Below are 19,316 nucleotides of genomic sequence, written 5' to 3' on the forward strand. Positions count from 1 at the left end.
GGATCACGCACATGTCCAAGTTCTTCCGCCGCCGCAAGTTCTGCAAGTTCACCGCCGAAGGTGTCAAGGAGATCGATTACAAGGATCTCAACACCCTGCGCCAGAACCTCACCGAGAACGGCAAGATCGTCCCGAGCCGCATCACCGGTACGAAGTCGCGCTACCAGCGCCAGCTGGCCACGGCCGTCAAGCGCGCGCGTTTCCTCGCGCTGATCCCGTACACCGACAACCACAACGTCTGATCCCGACCGGGGTCACGCGTTTTCGTCCGATTCGGACAGCAACCGTTGCGGCGCCCCGGCGCCGCTAACGAATACGGAGCAACACCATGCAACTGATTCTTCTGCAGAAGGTCACCAACCTCGGCAACCTCGGCGACAAGGTCAACGTGAAGCCGGGCTACGGCCGCAACTTCCTGGTGCCGCAGGGCAAGGCCGTGCCGGCCACCACGAAGAGCATCGCCGAGTTCGAAGCGCGTCGCGCCGAGTACGAGGCCAAGGCCCAGTCGCAGCTCGACGAGGCGCAGCAGCGCCTGGCCAAGCTCGAAGGCGCCAGCGTCACGATCTACGCCAACGCATCGACCGAAGGCAAGCTGTACGGCTCGGTCGGCCCGCGCGAAATCGCCGACGCGCTGACCAAGGCGGTCACGCCGGTCAACAAGTCGGAAGTCGTGCTGGGTGAAGGCGCGTTCCGCAACACCGGCGAGTTCGAGGTCGTGGTGCATCTGCACGCCGACGCCGAGACCACCGTCAAGGTCGTCATCGAAGGTGAGGTCGCCTGATCCATCGGATCGGGTCGACCTGGAACGGGCGCCGCGAGGCGCCCGTTTTCGTTTGGGCTCCAGGGCGTCTGACGACTCCGGATACGCGAGTCGGACAGCAGGCGACTCGCGGACGCTGCTCCGTTGCAGGCGGTACAGGTGGGCATCTTTCCCCGTGAGAGCGCCCGCCCCGGACTTGATCCGGGATCGCAAGGCGACGCGCGGCAGGCGAGGGCAGGGGGTCTTCTCGCATGTGTACGCGTGTCGGGAACCCGGTTCGCAGCCTGCGAGATCGCGACACGCGAACCTGTCGCGCACGCACCCAGCGAATCTTATCCACAGGTTGTGGGGGCGCGTATCCACAGGCGCGCGGCCTACCATCCGACTGCAGTACTCCGTTCCTCCGAAACCGACCGCCATGTCCGCACGCAACGACTTCCGCCACACCGACCGCGATCGCGACCGCCACGAGCGCAGCGATCCGCGCGTCGAACAGCTGCGCGTGCCGCCGCAGTCGATCGAGGCCGAACAGGCGGTGCTCGGCGGCTTGATGCTGGTGCCCGATGCGTTCGACCGCATCGCCGACCTGCTGGTGCCGGACGATTTCTATCGCCGCGATCACCAGAAGATCTACGCCGCGATCCAGGAGCTGGCGGAGAAGAGCAAGCCCTTCGACGCGGTCACGCTCGGCGAGTGGTTCGAATCCAACGGCCTGTCCGAACTCGTCGCCGGCGGTGCGTATCTCGGCGAGCTCGCCAGCACCACGCCATCGGCGGCCAACATCCGCGCGTATGCGGAGATCGTCCGCGACAAGGCGATCCTGCGACAGCTGATCGAAGTGGGTACCGAGATCGTCAACGACGGTTTCCAGCCCGAGGGCCGCGACAGCAGCGAAATCCTCGCCAAGGCCGAGCAGCAGGTGTTCAAGATCGCCGAGGCCGGCGCGCAGGGCCGCACCGACTTCACCGCGATCAACAAGGCGATGGCCGACGCCTTCGACGTGCTGCAGACCCGCTACGCCAACGGCGGCGGCGTCACCGGCCTGCCGACCGGCTACACGGAGTTCGACGAGATGACCGCCGGCCTGCAGCCGACCGATCTGATCATCCTCGCGGCGCGTCCGGCGATGGGCAAGACGACGTTCGCGCTGAACATCGCCGAGTACGCTGCGATCAAGACCAAGAAGGCGGTCGGCGTGTTCTCGATGGAAATGTCGGCCAGCCAGCTCGCGCTGCGCCTGATTTCCTCCAACGGCCGCATCAATGCCACGCGCCTGCGCACCGGCCAGCTCGAGGACGAGGACTGGAGCCGCGTCAGCAGCGCGATCCGCATGCTCAAGGAAACCAAGATCTTCATCGACGACACGCCGGGCCTCGGCCCCGACGTGTTACGCGCGAAGTGTCGCCGCCTCAAGCGCGAGCACGATCTGGGCCTGATCGTCATCGACTACCTGCAGCTGATGTCGGTGCCGGGCAACAGCGAGAACCGCGCCACCGAGATCTCCGAGATCTCGCGTTCGCTCAAGGGTCTGGCCAAGGAACTCAACGTGCCGGTGATGGCGCTGTCGCAGCTCAACCGCTCGCTGGAAACCCGCGCCGACAAGCGTCCGGTGATGGCCGATCTGCGCGAGTCGGGCGCCATCGAGCAGGACGCCGACATCATCATCTTCATCTACCGCGACGACTACTACAACAAGGAAACGTCGCCGGACAAAGGCCTGGCCGAGATCATCATCGGCAAGCAGCGTAGCGGCCCGACCGGCTCGGTGAAGCTCAAGTTCTTCGGCGAATACACGCGTTTCGACAACCTGTCGCACGACTCGATCGGCAGCTTCGAGTAGGTCCGCGGTTCACCTGCGCGTCCAGCGGACGCGTCGCGGCGAAGGCACAATAGACGGCCCCACACCCGCTGCGCTTCGCATGGCCCGCCCGATCACCGCCACCATCCACACCGACGCATTGCGCCACAACCTGGGCGCGATGCGCGCGCGGGCGCCAGGGCGGCGGCTGATGGCGATGGTCAAGGCCGATGGCTACGGACACGGGCTGGAAACCGCGGCGCGCGCGCTGCGCGAGGCGGACGCGTTCGGCGTCGCCGCGATCGAGGACGCCGCGCGCATCCGCGCTGCCGGGCTCGCACAACCGATCCTCGTGCTCTCGGGTTTCGACAATCCCGATGATCTCGACCAGCTTCGCGCCCTGGGCGCCGAGGCGATCGTGCATCACGCGGCGCAGCTCGATCTGCTCGAGCGCACCGACGGCGCGCCGATCCGCGTCTGGCTCAAGGTCGACACCGGCATGCACCGGCTCGGCTTCGCACCCGATCAGGTGCGCGAGGCGCATGCGCGACTGCGCGCGGCGCGCGGCGTCGCTGGCGACATCGTGCTGATGACGCATTTCGCCAGCTCCGACGAATTCGACGCGCACACGCCGAACGGGCTGCAGACGCCCGCGCAGATGCGCGCATTCGTCGCGGCGACCGAAGGTCTGGACGGCCCGCGTTCGCTGGCCAATTCCGCCGCCGTGCTCGGCTGGCCCGATGCCTATGGCGACTGGATCCGTCCGGGCGGCGCGCTGTACGGCATGTCGGTCGTCGCCGGTCGCAGTGGCGCCTCGTTCGGTCTGCGGCCGGCGATGACGTTCGAGACGCGCCTGCTCGCGGTCAATCGCGTGGCCAAGGGCGAGCGCATCGGCTATTCCGCGACCTGGGAAGCCCCCGAGGACATGCCGGTCGGCGTGGCGGCAGTCGGCTACGGCGACGGCTATCCGCGGCTTGCGCCCGCCGGCACGCCGGTGCTGGTCAACGGCCGCATGGCCAGTGTGGCCGGCCGCGTGTCGATGGATCTGATGACCATCGATCTGCGTGGCCAGCCCGAGGCACGCGCCGGTGATCCGGTCGTGCTGTGGGGCGATGCCCTGCCGGTCGAGACCGTGGCCGAAGCCGCGGGCACGATCTCCTACGCGCTGACCTGCGGCATCACCCGCCGCGTGCGCTTCGTCAACGACTGACGTCTCGCCTTACGGCTGTACGTGGGTGAGCCGGATCCGGCCCACATGCACATCCACCGTATCGGCGGCGATGCTCACCGGCACGCGCGTGTCGGTGACGAAGCGCAGGCTGCCGTCGGGCATCGACACCGAGGCATGCAGGCCGTACTGGCCGTTGGCGCGCAATTTCGCGCGCGGCACGTCGATCGCGAATTCGTAGGGGCCGGGGCCGACCGTCGTCACCTGTTCGGCGAGCACGGCCTGTTGCGTGTCGGCGAGCTGGTTGTCGAGCACCTGCACGCGCAGTTGCGCGCCTTCGGGCAGCAGGATCTTCTCGAAATACATCGCCTCGCCCTGGATGCGCACGCGCTCGGTGGATTCGGTCATCGGTGCGGTTCCGGAAGCGGTCGGGGGCGGCGCGGTCTGGCAGGCGGCGAGCAGTGCGGAGGCGCACAGCGGCAGCGCGGCGAGGCGGAGCAGGGCACGGGACATGGCTGGCTTCCTGGAGGTGAGCGTCGCGGTCGAGCATGCGCCGGCGCGGTGGAACGGCGGGTCAACGCCCGGTCGGGCGCAGGACGACGAAGGTGCCGAAGTGATCCGACGGCCAGGTGCCGTCCGTGCCGGGCGTGTCGAGCACGACACGTGCCTCGACGAGATCGAAGCGACCGGCCTCGGCGAACACGTGATCGATGCGGCGGCGCTCATCGAAGAAGTGCGGGTTGAGCGTGGTCACGCCGCGTGCATCGGCATCGGGGTGCAGCGCGCCGTAGACGTCGAGGAAGCCGTCCAGCGCATCGAGTTCCGGCGCGCTGGCCGCGGCATTGAAATCACCGAGGACCAGTGCGGGCGCGCCATCGTCGTGCCGGCCCATGAACGTGCGCCCGTCCTGCAACTGGCGGCGGCGCAGGGGCGCGCCCTCGGACGTGTGATGCAGATGGGTGAAATAGACGTCGATCGGGCGACCCGCGACCTGCAGCCGCGCATGTCCCATCGTGCGCGAATCCGCACGCGGCTCCAGCGCCGTCCAGTCGCGGGACTGCACCGGCAGCCGGGTCAGCAGCGCGTTGCCGTAGCGATGCGGCTGCCCTTCGGGATCGGTCGAAACGAACTGCACCGAGTAGCCGAGCGCGTCGCCCAGCGTCTGCGCCTGGTTCGGCAGGTCCGCGGTCTGCAGCACTTCCTGCAGCGCGATGACGTCGGCATCGAGCGCGCGCAGCTGTTCGACGATCAACGGCAGGCGCTTCGGCCACTCGGCCTTGTCGTGATAGATGTTGAGCGTGGCGACACGCAGCTCGGGCGCTGTGGCATGGCGCGGCGACGAGGACGCGCAGGCGGCGAGCGAGAGGGCGAGCAGGGCGGCAAGCAGATGTTTCATGGCGTGGTGTCTCCGGTGGCGGGCACGGTGTCGACGCGCATCACGGGATAGAGGTTGTAGCGGTCGTCCCAGGCGCTGTGACGGCGATAGAAGAAATCGAGGCGTGCCTCGGGGCTGGATGCGAATGCGGCGTCGTCGCGGAGTCTGGCCTCGAACTCGGTCCGCAGCGCCGGATCGCGCGCCAGCATCTCGCGCGCGACCTCTTCGGCCACGTAGTCCTCCATGTACTCCTTGCGCTCGAAGTGGTTGTTGAACCAGCCCCATGCCGCAAGCGAGTCCGGCGCTTGCGGCTCGAGCAGCGCCATCACCAGGCGCGCCTTCGGCTGGGCGATCGGAACGAACAGCGCACCCTCGTACACGAACTGCGCTTCCGGTTGCCAGCGCCCGTCCAGCGTCAGACGCTGCCGCCCCTCGACAGACTGCGCTGCCGGCGTGGCGACGCTGGCCCGGAAGACCTGGGCGTTTTCGACCCGGGTGGGCAAGCCGCAGAGTTCGAAGCTGTGCATCCGCGCGCAGCCGATACGCCTGAACGCGATGCCGTGCTGTCTGAGCTTTGCGCCGACGCCGTCAGCATGCGCGGCCGGCACGATGTAGCCGCCACGTGGCGCCTCCACCTCCACGCTCGGCACGATCTCGTCGCGCATCGGCACCCGCCAAAGCTGTGGGGTGCGCTCGTCGTAGCGGGTCATCAGCTGCCCCGAGATCTCCGATGGTGTGCGCGTATACGCGTAGCCGCGGAAATCGACGGTGCGGCTGGCATCGGTCGCTTTCCACGCCAGCGGTGCGCGCGTACCACCCAGCGCGGCCGCGCGGGCGTCGGCCTCGCGCGCGACCCGCATCCAGTCGCGGCCATGCTGCGCGATCTGCTCGACCACCGACACCACGGTGTTGCGGGTGATGCGCACGCGCACCGGGTAGGTCTTCCACGAGTGCGTCTCGACCAGCATGCCGATCCGGTTGCGCAGCAGGAAATAGCCGGTCGAGAACCGCGGCGGTGACACGCCGTCCTCGAAACCGGATGCCGGATTGTCGTGTTCGACGAACGAGGGGTAGTAGGGCAGCGGCAGCGAGCCCTGCTCGGCGAGATCGGCCATCACCGCATCGCGGAAAGTGCGGCCGACCTCGCGCAACGCTTCGTCGCCGGCATGCACCGGTTCGACCTGGATCGAGATGTCGTGCTCGAACTGCGCGCCGTTGGTCGCGTGCAGATCGACGTAGGCGATCGGATCCCAGGCCTCGACCAGCGCCAGCATCGCCTGCATCTCCGGCGCGTCGGCTTTCGCGTAGTCGCGGTTGAGGTTGAGGTTCTGCGCGGTGGTGCGCCAGCCCATCTCACGCGGGCCGCGCTGGTTGGGCCGGTTCCATGCGCCGAAGCGTTCGTGGCCATCGACGCTGAACACCGGCACGAATACCAGCACCGCATCGTCGAGCGCGCCGGGTGCGGCGCTGCCGTCGAGCAGTTCGCGCAGCGCGAGAAAGCCCGCGTCCTTGCCGTCGATCTCGCCGGCATGGATGCCGCCCTGGACCAGCACGACCGGAACGCCCGCCGCGTGTGCGGCTGCGGGATCGAGCGCGCCGCTTCGGCTGGCGACCAGGGCCTGCATCGGACGGCCTTCGGGCGAGGTGCCGAAGCGGATGCAGCGCACCGCGTCCGGGTGCAGCCGCGCGAAGGTCTCGCACAGGGCGATCACTTCGTCGTAGCGGCCGGTTTCCACGAAGCCGCTGCGCTCGGCGACGGTAATGCGCGGATCGACGGCCGCCGCGGCGGGCATGGCGGACAGCAGCAGGGCGAGGGCGAGCGGCAGGCGGGGCAACGGCATGGCGGAGTCCGGTCAGGCGATCCGCCATGATGCCGCCCGGCGCGCGCAGGCCCAAGTGCGTGGCGTGCGCAGGCCCGGCACTTGCCTCATCCGTGGCGTGCAAGCGGCTGGCGACGGGCCGCGATCGGGTAGTCTGTGCGGCTTCAAACAGCCGCGACGCGCCGATGACGACGACACCGCAGACCACCAGTGGACCGATGCCCCGCCAGATCGGCTACATCATCGGCAACGAAGCCTGCGAGCGCTTCAGCTTCTACGGCATGCGCAACATCCTGGTGCCGTTCCTGATCAGCTCGGTGCTGCTGGGCTACCTGCCGCAGGGTGCGGACCGCGATGCGGCGGCGAAGGACATCTTCCATACCTTCGTGATCGGGGTGTACTTCTTCCCGCTGCTCGGCGGCTGGCTGGCGGACCGCTTCTTCGGCAAGTACCACACCATCCTGTGGTTCTCGCTGATCTACTGCGCCGGCCACGCGTGCCTGGCGGCCTTCGAGAACAACGCGACCGGCTTCTACACCGGTCTGTTCCTGATCGCGCTCGGCTCGGGCGGCATCAAGCCGCTGGTGGTCTCGTTCTGCGGCGACCAGTTCGACCAGACCAACAAGAGCAAGGCGAAAGTGGTCTTCGACGCCTTCTACTGGATCATCAACTTCGGCTCGTTCTTCGCATCGCTGCTGGCGCCGCTGTTCCTGCGCCATTACGGGCCGGCCGTCGCGTTCGGCATCCCGGGCATCCTGATGTTCATCGCGACCTTCGTGTTCTGGCTGGGCCGCAAGGACTACGTCAACGTGCCGCCGGCGCGCCGCGATCCGCACGCCTTCTTCGAAGTGGTCAAGACCGCGCTGCGCGCGCGCCACGCGGGCGAAGGCCGTCCGGGTCTGGCGGTGGCGATGGTCGGCGTGGTGTCGGCCATGGTGATGCTGGCGCTGTGGCTGCTGTCGGCGACGGTGTCGCTGTCGTGGTGGCCGACCGACTTCGGTTTCGTCATCACTGCGTGTCTGGCGCTGGGCGTGATCATCGCGCTGGGCGGCTGGGGCGCTTCGCTGCAGCTCGAGCGTGCGCGCGGCCTGCACCCCGATGCGGCCGTCGACGGCGTGCGCGCGGTGCTGCGCATCCTGATCGTGTTCGCGCTGGTCACGCCGTTCTGGTCGCTGTTCGACCAGAAGGCCTCGACCTGGATCATCCAGGGCCGCGAGATGGTGATTCCGCACGCCTCGGCGTGGTGGCCGAGCTGGTTGATCCAGGACGCCGCGCAGATGCAGGCGCTCAACCCGTTGCTGGTGATGCTGCTGATCCCGTTCAACAACCTCGTGCTGTATCCCGCGCTGCGCAAGCTCGGGTTCGAGCCGACCGCGCTGCGGCGCATGGGATGGGGCATCGCGATCTCCGGCACCTCGTGGATCGTCGCCGGCGGTCTGCAGCTGTGGCTCGACGGCGGCCAGGAAGTGTCGCTCGCCTGGCAGTCGCTGCCGTATCTGCTGCTGACCTTCGGTGAAGTGCTGGTGTCGGCAACGGCGCTGGAGTTCGCCTACAGCCAGGCGCCGCAGGCGATGAAGGGCGTGATCATGGCGCTGTGGTATCTCACCAGCACCTTCGGCAGCCTATGGGTGCTGCTGACCAACGCGGGCGTACGCAACGATGCGGTGACGGCGTACATCGCCTCGACCGGCATGAGCGAGAACGCCTTCCTGATGTTCTTCTTCGCGGCCTTCGCATTCGTCGCGGCATTGGCGTTCGGACTCTACGCGCGCCGCTATCCCATGCAGGACAACTACCGCGTCGCCTGACGCGGAGGATCTTCGATGAACTTCGGACCCGTCACACTCGTCCTGATCGCCGTGACCGTGCTGGTCTCGTGGCAGGCCTTCGAGAAACCGCAGCTGCTCGGCCGCCTGATCCTGTGGCCGCCGGCGATCGATCGGCACAAGCAGTACGACCGGTTGATCACGCACGGCTTCGTCCACGCCGACTGGCAGCACCTGATCTTCAACATGATCACGCTGTTCTTCTTCGGCGCCGGCATCGAACGCGCGTTCGCGCCGTACATCGGGCCGGTCGGATTCCTGCTGTTCTATGTCTCGGCGATTCTGGTCGCGATCCTGCCGACGTACCTGCGTCACCGGCACGATCCGAACTACCGCAGCCTCGGCGCGTCGGGCGCCGTGTCGGCGGTGCTGTTCGCATCGATCCTGATCAATCCCTGGCAGCTGTTGCTGGTGCTCTTCATCCCGATGCCGGCGATCGTCTTCGGTGTCTGCTACATCGGCTACAGCATCTGGATGGACAAGCGCGGCGGCGACAACATCAACCACAGTGCGCATCTGTGGGGCGCGGGCTACGGCATGCTGTTCACCGTGATCATGGAGCCGCGGATCATCGGCGTGTTCCTCGATCGGCTGATGTCGCCGTCGTTCTGAGTACGTGTTTCCCGGTGACCGCTCTCACCGCATCTGCATGTAACGCATGATAATTCTGGCTGCACGTCCAACCACGGAGTGCGCCTCATGGCAGTTACGCGAGCGAAAGCCACCGCCCTGCTCAACAAGACGGAAATGGGCCTCTACGACGACAGTCGTGCGAACGCCCTGCGCGATCACAGCGACGCGCGTCTGACGCAGCTGGTCTCACGTGCACGCACGGCGCGCGATCGCGCACGTGATCTGGAAAAGCGTCAGCGCCTGGCGTCCCGCAAGACCAGCGGCAGCAAATCGGGCCGTACCGGACTGGCCAATGCACGTACGGGTGAGAAGGCCGAGTTGCTGGCCGACATCCTGTCGCGTCTCGAAACCCGTCAGCGCGACGCCGCCAAGGCCGCGAAGACCGCCGCGAAGTCCAAGCCGGCGAAGACGGCCGCGCCGAAACGCGCACCAAAGGCCGCGAAGGCCACCGGCAAGACCACGAAGCAGGCCACGAAGTCGGTGGGCACGAAGACTTCGAAGCCCGCGAAGACGACGACGACTGCGAAGAAGGCCGCAACGCCTGCGTCCGCGGCGAAGACCATGAACAAGGTCGCGAACAAAGCCGCCACGAAGACAGCCAGACAGGTGTCGAGCAAGACCACGGCAGCAGCACCTCCGAAGGCTGCCAAGAAGCCGGCTGCGAAGAAAGCCGCTGGCAAAGCGTCCGCGTCTGCGAAACCGGCTTCAGCGGCCAGGCCCGCGGGTCGCACTGCGACGAAGACAGCGAAGGTCGAAGCGCCTGCGGGCAAGACCGGAAAGTCCGGCGGTCGCGCCAAGCGCGGCATCACGCCGGAACAGGCGCTCGAGAACACCCGCAAGCTGCTCGAGCAGCACGAGGCGGAGGCCAAGGCCGGCAAGCACTGGGAAACGATCGGCAACGAAGGCGGCCCGGTCGACGCGCCCGGTTACCAGTCACCGCAGGCGCGTTCGAAGGCGCTGGCGCTGCACGAGGCCGAGACCCGTCAGGCGTCGATCAACGGCAGCATCAGCACGCGCGATCGTCGCAACCAGGGCAAGCGCGACCACCGCAACGACTGATCAGTCAGGGCGCGCGTGCCTGCTCGGGCGCGCGCCCGCTGCATCTCCGGCTCAGGCCACGACGCGCAACGCGACGTCGGGGACTTCGGCGTAGGTATCCAGCAGGCGCTGCTGGATGAAATGGTCCAGCTGCTCGAATTCGCTGGATCCGGTCTGGTCGAGGCGGGTCAGTTCGTACAGCCGCTCGATGGCTTCCCGCAAATCGGTGCGTCGTGTGTCCATGTCTGCGCGTTCCCCTGTATCCCCGGGACGCAGCACGTCCCGTGCCAACCTCTCCTCGACCCCGCATGCCCGGGGATGACCGCCGACGTCACTCCGAGTGACGTCTTCGGCGCAGAACCGTGACGCGCCGCGTCATGACCGCGCGGCGTCGCCGCGGGCATCCGCGGCGCACGACGTGTCAGCATGGGGTCGGAAATTTCCGAATCTGAAGTAGGACGATCATCCATGTCGAACCCACCGATCCGTCTGGATGCGGCCCGGCACCTGTTCGAGATCAGCGTCGACGGCCAAGTCGCGCATCTCGAATTCCGCGAAAAACAAGGCGTTCTGACCATCCTGCACACCATCGTGCCCGGTGCGCTCGGCGGCCGTGGATACGGGGCGGCACTGGTCGATGCAGCAGTGGCGCATGCCGGAAGCAGAGGGCTCCAGGTGGCCTCCGAATGCTGGTATGCGACCCGTCATCTGGCCGCCGAAAAGGACCCCGGAACAGGCGGAAAAGGGGGCCACTAAGGGCCATTCCCGCATTCACCTTTTCTTTTTCAATTGCGGTATCGTGCGCGAACTGTTCAAGGCGGGATCACGGTACATCGTGACTCCGATGCGGTAGATCCAAGTTGAACGCCCGGTTCGCCGGTCGGGACGATCCGCTCCATCGCTTCGCGTTACCCCTTGCTCGACAGTCGCGGCATCCGGACCACAGCGTCGGCGGGTGCCGTGTTCCCATTCAAACTGATTCAAGGAGTAACACCATGAGCGATCGTCAGAGCGGCACCGTCAAGTGGTTCAACGATGCCAAGGGCTTCGGCTTCATCACCCCGGAAAGCGGCCAGGACCTGTTCGTCCACTTCCGTTCGATCCAGGGCACCGGCTTCAAGTCGCTGCAGGAAGGCCAGAAGGTGACCTTCAAGGTCGTCCAGGGCCAGAAGGGCCTGCAGGCCGACGAAGTGCAGGCCGTCTAAGACGCCCCGCCTTCCGCGAGACCCGGCCCCGGACGGAAACGTCCGGGGCTTTTCGTATGTGCGATGCGCAGACGCATGCCGTCACGACAATCGCACGGCACGCCCATTAGTTTTTCGTTTCGCCACGTCATTTGGAGCGACGATGTCCGCACCGATCCGGTCCCTGTATTGCCTGCCACTGCTGGCCCTGGCGCTGTCCGCGTGCCAACGCGACGTGCCGGCACCTGCGCAGTCCGCGGCCGGGGACACGCCGCCACCCGCCGAGACCGTGCAGCCGCTGGACGAGACGACGCCCGAGTTGAAGGACGTCGTCGAGATGGACCCGAAGTTCATCGTCGGCATCAGCTATTCGCCCGAGGCCAACAAGTACCCCGGGCTCGCCGCGGAACTGCACCGCTACGCGCAGGCCGCGCGCGACGAGTTGATGGAAGCGGTCGGCGGCGCCGAGCTGCAGCCGGGCACGATGTACGACCTGTCGCTCAACTTCAGCACCCTGGTCGACTCGCCGGACATGCTGGCGATCGCGGCCGACGGCAGCAGCTATACCGGCGGCGCGCACGACAATCCGCTGATCGAGCGCTTCGTCTGGCTGGTGCGCGAGCAGAAGCTGCTGACCGCCGAGGCGCTGCTGTCCGGCGAAGGCGACTGGAAGGCGATCTCCGGCTACGTGCGCGAGCAGTTGCACGCAGCGTTGTCGCAACGCATCGACGCCGACGAGCTCGAACCCGAGGAGCGCAGCCGCCAGATGCGTTCGGCCGGCAAGATGATCGACGAGGGCTCGGGCCCGGACGTCGCCAACTATCAGCAGTTCGAGCCGATTCCCGGCCCCGGCGGCAAGCTGTCGGGCCTGCGGTTCGTGTTTCCGCCCTATCAGGTGGGGCCGTACTCGGACGGCGTGCAGACGGTCGATGTGCCGGCCGCGGTGCTGCTGCCGCACGTGGCGCCGGCCTACCGCGACCTGTTCGTCCAGGCCTGAGCTTCAGGGCGCGAGCGCGCCCAGCGTCGCGCCGATCTCCGCGTCCAGCCGCAAGGTCGCGAGGGCATCGGCGCGCGTGGTGCCGCCGTTGAGGATCGCCAGCGGCAGGCCGGCATCGGCCGCCATCTTGGCGAAGCGGAATCCCGAATAGACCATCAGCGACGAGCCGACGACGAGCATCGCGTCGCTCGCGCCGAGCGCCGCCTGCGCATCCTGCACGCGCGCGCGCGGCACGTTCTCGCCGAAGAACACGACGTCCGGCTTCAGCATGCCGTCGCACAGCGGGCAGCGCGGCGGGACGAAGATCTTCTCCGCATCGGCCGCGATGTCGGCATCGCCGTCGGGCGCCATCGCCGCGTCGCCGGGATGCCAGTGCGGATTGTCGGCGACGAGCCGCGGCTGCAGTACGTCGCGTGGCGTGAGGTGGCCGCAGGACAGGCAGGTCACCTGGTCGAGCCGGCCGTGCAGATCGATGACGCGTCGGCTGCCCGCACGCTGGTGCAGGCCGTCGACGTTCTGGGTCAGCAGCGTCGTGACCGGCCCGTCGTGTTCGAGCATCGCCAGGGCGCGGTGCGCGGCGTTGGGCTGTGCGACCGAGAACTTCGGCCAGCCGACGAAACTGCGGGCCCAGTAACGACGGTACACGGCCGGATCGCCGGTGAATGCCTGCCAGGTCACCGGCGCGGCGCGCTTCCAGTCGCCGTTGGCATCGCGGTAATCGGGTATGCCCGAGCCGGTGCTGATGCCCGCGCCGGTGAGCACGAACACACGCTGGAAGCCGGCCAGCCAGTCGCGCAATCGCGTGGTGGCATCGGGTGTATCGAGGACGAGCGCGGACATGCGGCCCATGCTACAGGCCGGGTGTGCGGCGGACGTGTGCGCCGTGGAATGCGCGTGTTCGAAAGCCGCAAACGAAACGCCCGGCGCGGGGCCGGGCGTTTCGGGTCACACGGTGCGGTGAGCGGTCAGTTCGCCGCGGCCTTCGGATCCGGTGCGAGACCCCGCTTGATCAGCAGCGGCTCGATCTGCGGCTCGTGGCCGGTGAAATCGATGAACAGCTGCTTGGCATCCTTGCTGCCGCCGCGCGAGAGCAGCGTGCTGCGGAAGCGGTCGCCGTTCTCGCGGGTCAGGCCACCGTTCTGCTCGATCCACTGCACGGTGTTGGCGTCGAGCACTTCCGACCAGATGTAGGCGTAGTAGCCCGCCGCATAACCACCGTTGATGTGGCTGAAGTACGGCGTGCGATAGCGCGGCGGCACCGGCGCGTAATCGAGGCCGGCGGCCTTGAGCGCGGCGGCCTCGGTGGCCATGACCTCGGAACCGTCGGGCAGCTGGTCGGCCGGCAGCTGGTGCAGGTACTGGTCGAGCATCGCCGAGCCCAGGTACTCGGTCGTCGCGAAGCCCTGGTTGAACTTCGCCGCGGCCTGCACCTTGGCCAGCAGCTCGGCCGGCATCGGCGCGCCGGTGCGGTAGTCCTTCGCGTAGTTGGCGAGGATCGACGGCCAGTCCGCCCACATCTCGTTGACCTGCGACGGGAACTCGACGAAGTCGCGCGGCACGCTGGTACCGCTGAAGAACGGGTACTTCACGTCCGAGAACATGCCGTGGAGCGAGTGGCCGAACTCGTGGAACATCGTCGTCACCTCGTCCCAGGTCAGCAGCGTCGGCTGGCCGGGCTGCGGCTTCGGAATGTTCTGGTGGTTCGCGGTGACCGTCAGTGTGCCGTCCAGCTCGGACTGCGACACGTACGAGTTCATCCACGCGCCGCCGCGCTTGGACGGACGCGCGTAGGGGTCGAAGATGAAGATCGCGAGCTGGCTGCCGTCTTCATTGAAGACGTCGTAGGTCCAGGTGTCGGGGTGGTACTTCGGCAGGTCCGTGCGTTCCTTGAACGTGATGCCGTAGAGCTGCGTCGCGGCGAAGAACACGCCGTTCTCCAGCACGTTCTTCATTTCGAAGTAGGGCTTGAGCTGCGCATCGTCGAAGCTGTACTTGTCCTGGCGGACCTTCTCCGAGTAGTAGGCCCAGTCCCACGGCTCGAGCTGGAACGTCGGCTCGCCCTTGGCGGCCTGTTCGCGGTCGATCATCGCCTGCAGTTCGGCGGCTTCGAGCTTGGCGTTGGCGACGGCGGCCGGTGCGAGCTGGCCCAGCATGTCATTGACGGCCTCGACGGTGCCGGCGGTCGAATCCTCGAGGATGAAGGCGGCCTGGTTCGGGTAGCCCATCAGGTTCGCGCGCTCGGCGCGCAGCTTGAGGATCTGCGAGATGACCTCGGTATTGTCGTACTGGTTGCCGCGGCTGCCGCGTGCGACCGACGCCTTGTGCACGCGCTCGCGCAGCTCGCGGTTGTTGATCTGCGGCAGCGGCGGCTGGCCGGTGGTGTTGAGCAGGGTGATGACGTACTTGCCTTCGAGGCCACGCGATTTCGCGGCATCCGCCGCGGCGGCGATCTGCGCCTCGCTCATGCCGTCGAGTTCCTCGACGGTGTCGACGACGACGGCCGAATCGTTGACTTCGTTGAGCACGTTCTGGCTGAAGGTCGTGCCGAGCTTCGCCGACTCGGCGTTGATGCGGCGCATCTCCTGCTTCTGCGCTTCGGTCAGGTTGGCACCGGCGCGGACGAACATCGTGTGGTAACGCTCGACGAGGCGCTTGCCCTCGGCGTCCAGACCCAGCGAGTCGACGTTCTTGAACAGCGTGTCGACGCGTGCGAACAGCTTCGGGTTGAGCATCACCGCATCGCGGTGCGCGGCGAACTTCGGCGCGTAGTCGGCGTCGATCTTCTTGCGTGCATCGTTGGTGTCGGTGCCGTTGAGGCTGCCGAAGATGCCGCGGGCGCGCGACAGCACTTCACCGGACTTCTCCAGCGCGATGATCGTGTTGTCGAACGTCGGCGCTTCGGGGTTGTTGGCGATCGCCTCGATCTCGCGCAGGTTTTCGGCCATGCCGGCATCGAACGCGGGACCGAAGTGCTCGTCCTTGATCTGGTCGAAGTGCGGATAGCGCAGATCGAGCGTGCTCTCGACGAACAGCGGGTTGTCGGCGGTGCGCTGGGCGCTCGCGGCGGGCGGGGCGGAGGCGGTGCCGGTGGTCTGCGCGAAGGCGGGCAGGGCGGACACGGCGAGGGCCGCGCACAGGGCGACGGCGAGCGGGTGCTTCAGCAAGGGGATTCTCCCGGTGACATGACCCACTAGGCTAGCCGATCGGGTGTGGACGTGGCCCATGCCGGAAGTCCGGACACGCGATTCCACGGTGCGACAAGTGCTTACGCGCGCAAGCTGCGCCGCATTGCGAAGGATGTGTCGCGCGGGACGGACCGGTCGGTCAGACTGGCGATCCGTTTTCCTGCCGGAGCCGCGATGACCAGCGCATTCGATTTCCAGGCCACCAGCCTCGACGGTTCGCCGCAACCGCTGTCCGATTACGCCGACCGCGTGCTGCTGATCGTCAACGTCGCTTCGAAGTGCGGATTCACCCCGCAGTACACCGGCCTGCAGCAGCTGTGGCGCGATTACCGCGACCAGGGCCTGGTGGTGCTGGGCTTTCCCTGCGACCAGTTCGGGCATCAGGAGCCGGGCACGGCGGCCGACATCCGCGATTTCTGCGCGCTGAACTACGCGGTCGATTTTCCGATGTCGGCCAAGGTCGACGTCAACGGCCCGGACGCGCATCCGCTGTGGACCTGGCTGCAGGCGCAGAAGCGCGGCGTGCTGGGCACGCGCGCGATCAAATGGAACTTCACCAAATTCCTGGTGGGCCGCGACGGGCAGGTCATCGGCCGGTTCGCGCCGTCGGCCAAGCCGGAAAGCCTGCGCAAGCCGATCGAGGCGGCGCTGGGGTGAGCGGTTCGTGGGGTGGGTGGAGTTTCAGCGAATCCCATCGCTGACCTGTGAGGTCACTGTGGGCGTTCGCCCTCACCCCAACCCCTCTCCCGGGGGGAGAGGGGCTCGAAACCGATGCGCGGCACGCGGCGCGCGCGCCGCGCGCATCACTTCTCGACGAACGCGCGCTCGAAGACGTACTGGCCGGGCGTGCCGATGCGCGGCGCGGCTTCGAAACCACGGGCGTCGAGCAGCTGGCGGAAGTCGGCCAGCATCTGCGGGCTGCCGCAGATCATCGCGCGGTCGTGTTCGGGGTCGAGCGGCGGCAGGCCGAGGTCGGATGCCATGCGTCCACTGTCGAGCAGTTCGGTCAGACGACCGCGGTGGCTGCGGCCGTTGAAGTCGAAGTCCTCGCGGGTGACCGCGGGGTAGTACAGGAGCTGCTTCGCCATCTGCTCGCCGAGGAACTCGTGGTGCGGCAGCTCGTTGACGATGTAGTCGCGGTAGGCCAGGTCCTGCGGGGTGCGCACGCCGTGGGTCACGATGACCTTGTCGAAGCGCTCGTAGGTCTCGGGATCCTTGATCACCGACAGCCACGGCGCGAAGCCTGTGCCGGTGCCCAGCAGATACAGGTTCCGGCCCGGATGCAGATCGTGGATCAGCAGGGTGCCGGTCGGCTTGCGGCCGATCAGCACCTGGTCGCCCGGCTGGATGTGCTGCAGGCGCGAAGTCAGCGGACCGTTGTCGACCTTGATGCTGAAGAACTCGAGCTGCTCTTCCCAGTTCGCGCTGGCGATCGAATACGCGCGCAGGATCGGCTTGCCTTCGGTTTCCAGCCCGATCATCACGAACTGGCCGTTCTCGAAGCGGAAGCCGTCGTCGCGGGTGGTGGTGAAGCTGAAGTAGGCGTCCGTCCAGTGACGGACATCCAGCACCGTTTCGGTGCCAAAGGCGGCTGACATATGCGGAAGAAGCGACGCGGGAAAGCCGGGCATGATACCAGCGATGAGACCGGTTCTCATTTTGCCGACGACGAGCGCGCCGGACATGGTGTTTCACCCGCGCCGCACGCGCAGGTGCTATCCGCTAGCTGGGGCTAGTTCGGCCCGCGTTCTTCGTTCGGTTTGGCGCGCTTGTCGCCGAGCAGGGCGCTGAGCACGATCGCGATGCCGAGCCCGGCGCCGGTCAGGAACAGCAGCAGCGCGATCGCCGGATAGCCGAACAGACGCGGGCCGCCCGGGTTGTCCATCATCATCGCCGAGGCCAGGATCAGCGCCGCGGTGACGATGCCGGCTGCGATGCGGTTGGCGATCTTGTGCAGGCTTTCGAGCAGGTGCGATTCCTCGAGCCCGGTCAGCCGCACGCGCAGGCGGTTCTCCGACAGCAGCGACAGCACGTTCGAGACCTTGCGCGGCGCATCGCGCACCAGCTCCTGCATGTCCATCAGTTCGCTGGCGAGATTGGCCGGCGACAGGGACTTGCGCAGGCGCTGGCGCATCATGTTGTTGAGGTGGTCTTCGACCACGCGCTTCATGTCCATGTCGGGGTCGAGCGCCTGCACCACCGATTCGAGATGCAGCAGCGTCTTGCCGAGCAGGCTCATCTCCGGGGCCGTACGCAGGCCGCAGGACGTGGCGAGACGCACGAGATCGAGCATCAGCCGGCCTTCGGTCTGTCCGGTCGCGCCGGACTGCGCGGCGTAGCGCGCGACCAGCTGGCCGACGTCGCGGTAGTAGCGTCCTTCGTCGAAATCCTCCAGCCGCGTGCCCATCGCGATGCCTTCGGCCGCGACCTGCTCGCCGCGTCCGTCTACGGCCGCGAACAGCAGTTTGAGCAGTCGCTCGCGGGTGCGCGGCGGCACGTGCGCCACCATGCCCAGGTCGAGCAGCGCGAGGCGCCCGTCGCGGGTGAACAGCAGGTTGCCCGGATGCGGATCGGCGTGGATCTCGCCGTGCACGAACACCTGGTCGAGATAGCCGTGCAGCAGCTCGGTCGCCAGCGGCGCCATGTCGCGCTCGGTGCGCTGCAGGCCGGTGATGTCGGTAACCTTGGTGCCCTCGACCAGTTCCATCGTCAGCACGCGCGCACGGGTGAGGTCCCAGATCGGCTTGGGCACGAACAGCGCGGGATAGGCGACGAAATGCGCGTCGAACCGGTCGAGGTTCTCGGCCTCGACGCGGTAGTCGAGTTCGGCCAGCAGCGTGCGCCGGAACTCGTGCACCCAGTCGGCGAAGCGGATGCGACGGCCGACCTCGGTGACCCGGTCGACGCCGCCGGCCAGACGGGCGAGGGTGTCCAGATCGTCGCGGATCTGTTCGGTGATGCCGGGGCGCTGCACCTTCACCGCGACCTTGCGGCCGTCTCGCAGCGTCGCGCGATGCACCTGCGCCAGCGACGCCGCGCCGATCGGCGTTTCGTCGAAGCTGTCGAAGATCTTGCTGATGCGCACGCCCAGCGCATCCTCGACCGCATCGTGGATGACGTCGAACGGCAGCGGCGCCACGTCGTCCTGCATGCGCTCCAGCGCGGCGAGATAGGCGGGCGGCACCATGTCCGGGCGCGTCGACAGCGCCTGGCCGATCTTGATGAAGGTCGGGCCGAGCGCTTCGAGGTCGTCGACGAAGGCTTCCGGCTTGCCGGGCTCGCCTTCGAGCGCGGCATCGGCCGTGGCGGGATCGAACTCGAAACCCGACAACACCCCCGCGCTGCGATATTTCATCAGGAATCGCAGGATCTGCGCATGACGCGCAAGCGCGCGGCTGGTGTCGGTCATTCGGTGCACTCCATTGGTCAACGGCAGCGTACGCAAGCCGGCGTCAACGGTGACTCACGACTGCAGCGACTGTGGGCGCGCGCCCGAGCGCGACGGGCGTTCTGGGCAATACCCATCGCGCGC

At 67.3% G+C, this 19,316-nt stretch carries 19 protein-coding genes; 11 read left to right on the plus strand and 8 right to left on the minus strand.

Annotated elements, in window-relative coordinates; all coding sequences use genetic code 11:
- The first annotated feature begins 11 nt into the window (after positions 1–11).
- From rpsR to alr, 4 genes are all read left to right on the plus strand, one after another.
- Complete coding sequence (gene rpsR, locus V3391_RS03325) at positions 12–242, plus strand: 30S ribosomal protein S18 (protein ID WP_096208774.1); 231 nt, start codon at positions 12–14, stop codon at positions 240–242.
- 86 nt (positions 243–328) lie between these two features.
- Positions 329–781: a 50S ribosomal protein L9 gene (gene rplI, locus V3391_RS03330; protein ID WP_159679047.1), complete on the plus strand. Its 453-nt coding sequence runs from the start codon at positions 329–331 to the stop codon at positions 779–781.
- A gap of 397 nt (positions 782–1,178) precedes the next feature.
- Positions 1,179–2,600 carry a replicative DNA helicase gene (locus V3391_RS03335; RefSeq protein WP_332076987.1) on the plus strand — a complete coding sequence of 474 codons (1,422 nt, stop codon included), beginning with the start codon at positions 1,179–1,181 and terminating at the stop codon, positions 2,598–2,600.
- Positions 2,601–2,679: 79 nt separating this feature from the next.
- On the plus strand, positions 2,680–3,768 hold the full coding sequence (gene alr, locus V3391_RS03340; protein ID WP_332076988.1) for an alanine racemase: 1,089 nt from the start codon (positions 2,680–2,682) through the stop codon (positions 3,766–3,768).
- 9 nt (positions 3,769–3,777) lie between these two features.
- Here alr and V3391_RS03345 read toward each other — a convergent pair whose 3' ends face one another.
- From V3391_RS03345 to V3391_RS03355, 3 genes are all read right to left on the minus strand, one after another.
- Positions 3,778–4,239 carry a YbaY family lipoprotein gene (locus V3391_RS03345; RefSeq protein ID WP_332076989.1) on the minus strand — a complete coding sequence of 154 codons (462 nt, stop codon included), beginning with the start codon at positions 4,237–4,239 and terminating at the stop codon, positions 3,778–3,780.
- Positions 4,240–4,300: 61 nt separating this feature from the next.
- Complete coding sequence (locus V3391_RS03350; protein WP_332076990.1) at positions 4,301–5,122, minus strand: endonuclease/exonuclease/phosphatase family protein; 822 nt, start codon at positions 5,120–5,122, stop codon at positions 4,301–4,303.
- Complete coding sequence (locus V3391_RS03355; protein ID WP_332076991.1) at positions 5,119–6,942, minus strand: M14 family metallopeptidase; 1,824 nt, start codon at positions 6,940–6,942, stop codon at positions 5,119–5,121. The genes V3391_RS03350 and V3391_RS03355 overlap by 4 nt, the downstream gene beginning before the upstream one ends.
- Positions 6,943–7,106: 164 nt before the next feature.
- On the opposite strand from V3391_RS03355, the gene V3391_RS03360 reads away from it, so the two are divergent.
- From V3391_RS03360 to V3391_RS03370, 3 genes are all read left to right on the plus strand, one after another.
- Positions 7,107–8,729 (plus strand): POT-type proton-dependent oligopeptide transporter, encoded by a 1,623-nt coding sequence (locus V3391_RS03360; RefSeq protein ID WP_332076992.1) that lies wholly within the window; start codon positions 7,107–7,109, stop codon positions 8,727–8,729.
- A 15-nt stretch (positions 8,730–8,744) separates the two neighbouring features.
- The gene (locus V3391_RS03365) at positions 8,745–9,359 is read left to right on the plus strand and encodes a rhomboid family intramembrane serine protease (RefSeq protein WP_332076993.1); all 615 of its coding nucleotides are present in this window, start codon (positions 8,745–8,747) and stop codon (positions 9,357–9,359) included.
- A gap of 87 nt (positions 9,360–9,446) precedes the next feature.
- Positions 9,447–10,439: a hypothetical protein gene (locus V3391_RS03370; RefSeq protein ID WP_332076994.1), complete on the plus strand. Its 993-nt coding sequence runs from the start codon at positions 9,447–9,449 to the stop codon at positions 10,437–10,439.
- Between the two features lie 51 nt (positions 10,440–10,490).
- Here the strand turns inward: V3391_RS03370 and V3391_RS03375 are convergent, their stop codons facing one another.
- Positions 10,491–10,661, minus strand: a complete 171-nt coding sequence (locus V3391_RS03375) for a hypothetical protein (protein WP_332076995.1) — start codon at positions 10,659–10,661, stop codon at positions 10,491–10,493.
- A gap of 225 nt (positions 10,662–10,886) precedes the next feature.
- On the opposite strand from V3391_RS03375, the gene V3391_RS03380 reads away from it, so the two are divergent.
- The 3 genes from V3391_RS03380 to V3391_RS03390 all read left to right on the plus strand — a co-directional run bounded on the left by V3391_RS03380 (position 10,887) and on the right by V3391_RS03390 (position 12,599).
- Positions 10,887–11,174, plus strand: a complete 288-nt coding sequence (locus V3391_RS03380; RefSeq protein WP_332076996.1) for a GNAT family N-acetyltransferase — start codon at positions 10,887–10,889, stop codon at positions 11,172–11,174.
- A 239-nt stretch (positions 11,175–11,413) separates the two neighbouring features.
- On the plus strand, positions 11,414–11,623 hold the full coding sequence (locus V3391_RS03385) for a cold-shock protein (RefSeq protein WP_096006981.1): 210 nt from the start codon (positions 11,414–11,416) through the stop codon (positions 11,621–11,623).
- A 142-nt stretch (positions 11,624–11,765) separates the two neighbouring features.
- Positions 11,766–12,599, plus strand: a complete 834-nt coding sequence (locus tag V3391_RS03390) for an RsiV family protein (protein WP_332076997.1) — start codon at positions 11,766–11,768, stop codon at positions 12,597–12,599.
- A 3-nt stretch (positions 12,600–12,602) separates the two neighbouring features.
- On the opposite strand, the gene V3391_RS03395 is transcribed toward V3391_RS03390, so the two are convergent.
- Together V3391_RS03395 and V3391_RS03400 are read right to left on the minus strand one after the other, a co-directional pair.
- The gene (locus V3391_RS03395; protein WP_332076998.1) at positions 12,603–13,439 is read right to left on the minus strand and encodes an NAD-dependent protein deacetylase; all 837 of its coding nucleotides are present in this window, start codon (positions 13,437–13,439) and stop codon (positions 12,603–12,605) included.
- A 125-nt stretch (positions 13,440–13,564) separates the two neighbouring features.
- A complete protein-coding gene (locus tag V3391_RS03400; protein ID WP_332077698.1) occupies positions 13,565–15,760 on the minus strand; it encodes a M3 family metallopeptidase in 2,196 nt (731 codons plus the stop codon).
- Between the two features lie 198 nt (positions 15,761–15,958).
- Here V3391_RS03400 and V3391_RS03405 point away from each other — a divergent pair, with 198 nt between their 5' ends.
- A complete protein-coding gene (locus V3391_RS03405; protein WP_332076999.1) occupies positions 15,959–16,441 on the plus strand; it encodes a glutathione peroxidase in 483 nt (160 codons plus the stop codon).
- Positions 16,442–16,587: 146 nt separating this feature from the next.
- On the opposite strand, the gene V3391_RS03410 is transcribed toward V3391_RS03405, so the two are convergent.
- The gene (locus tag V3391_RS03410) at positions 16,588–17,382 is read right to left on the minus strand and encodes a ferredoxin--NADP reductase (RefSeq protein WP_332077000.1); all 795 of its coding nucleotides are present in this window, start codon (positions 17,380–17,382) and stop codon (positions 16,588–16,590) included.
- 134 nt (positions 17,383–17,516) lie between these two features.
- Entirely contained in the window at positions 17,517–19,193 is a 1,677-nt protein-coding gene (locus tag V3391_RS03415) for an ABC1 kinase family protein (RefSeq protein ID WP_332077001.1), read from the minus strand.
- Positions 19,194–19,316 lie beyond the last annotated feature (123 nt).

Source organism: Luteimonas flava (genome assembly GCF_036584485.1).
Classification (GTDB): Bacteria; Pseudomonadota; Gammaproteobacteria; order Xanthomonadales; family Xanthomonadaceae; genus Luteimonas; species Luteimonas flava.

Excerpts from the sequence above, each read along its gene's own strand:
- alr (WP_332076988.1), top strand. The coding sequence starts at position 2,680 with ATGGCCCGCCCGATCACCGCCACCATCCACACCGACGCATTGCGCCAC.
- V3391_RS03405 (WP_332076999.1), top strand. The coding sequence starts at position 15,959 with ATGACCAGCGCATTCGATTTCCAGGCCACCAGCCTCGACGGTTCGCCG.
- V3391_RS03375 (WP_332076995.1), bottom strand. The coding sequence starts at position 10,661 with ATGGACACACGACGCACCGATTTGCGGGAAGCCATCGAGCGGCTGTAC.
- V3391_RS03345 (WP_332076989.1), bottom strand. The coding sequence starts at position 4,239 with ATGTCCCGTGCCCTGCTCCGCCTCGCCGCGCTGCCGCTGTGCGCCTCC.
- V3391_RS03370 (WP_332076994.1), top strand. The coding sequence starts at position 9,447 with ATGGCAGTTACGCGAGCGAAAGCCACCGCCCTGCTCAACAAGACGGAA.
- V3391_RS03335 (WP_332076987.1), top strand. The coding sequence starts at position 1,179 with ATGTCCGCACGCAACGACTTCCGCCACACCGACCGCGATCGCGACCGC.
- V3391_RS03410 (WP_332077000.1), bottom strand. The coding sequence starts at position 17,382 with ATGTCAGCCGCCTTTGGCACCGAAACGGTGCTGGATGTCCGTCACTGG.
- V3391_RS03355 (WP_332076991.1), bottom strand. The coding sequence starts at position 6,942 with ATGCCGTTGCCCCGCCTGCCGCTCGCCCTCGCCCTGCTGCTGTCCGCC.
- V3391_RS03390 (WP_332076997.1), top strand. The coding sequence starts at position 11,766 with ATGTCCGCACCGATCCGGTCCCTGTATTGCCTGCCACTGCTGGCCCTG.
- V3391_RS03360 (WP_332076992.1), top strand. The coding sequence starts at position 7,107 with ATGACGACGACACCGCAGACCACCAGTGGACCGATGCCCCGCCAGATC.
- V3391_RS03365 (WP_332076993.1), top strand. The coding sequence starts at position 8,745 with ATGAACTTCGGACCCGTCACACTCGTCCTGATCGCCGTGACCGTGCTG.
- V3391_RS03385 (WP_096006981.1), top strand. The coding sequence starts at position 11,414 with ATGAGCGATCGTCAGAGCGGCACCGTCAAGTGGTTCAACGATGCCAAG.
- rpsR (WP_096208774.1), top strand. The coding sequence starts at position 12 with ATGTCCAAGTTCTTCCGCCGCCGCAAGTTCTGCAAGTTCACCGCCGAA.
- rplI (WP_159679047.1), top strand. The coding sequence starts at position 329 with ATGCAACTGATTCTTCTGCAGAAGGTCACCAACCTCGGCAACCTCGGC.
- V3391_RS03350 (WP_332076990.1), bottom strand. The coding sequence starts at position 5,122 with ATGAAACATCTGCTTGCCGCCCTGCTCGCCCTCTCGCTCGCCGCCTGC.
- V3391_RS03395 (WP_332076998.1), bottom strand. The coding sequence starts at position 13,439 with ATGTCCGCGCTCGTCCTCGATACACCCGATGCCACCACGCGATTGCGC.
- V3391_RS03415 (WP_332077001.1), bottom strand. The coding sequence starts at position 19,193 with ATGACCGACACCAGCCGCGCGCTTGCGCGTCATGCGCAGATCCTGCGA.
- V3391_RS03380 (WP_332076996.1), top strand. The coding sequence starts at position 10,887 with ATGTCGAACCCACCGATCCGTCTGGATGCGGCCCGGCACCTGTTCGAG.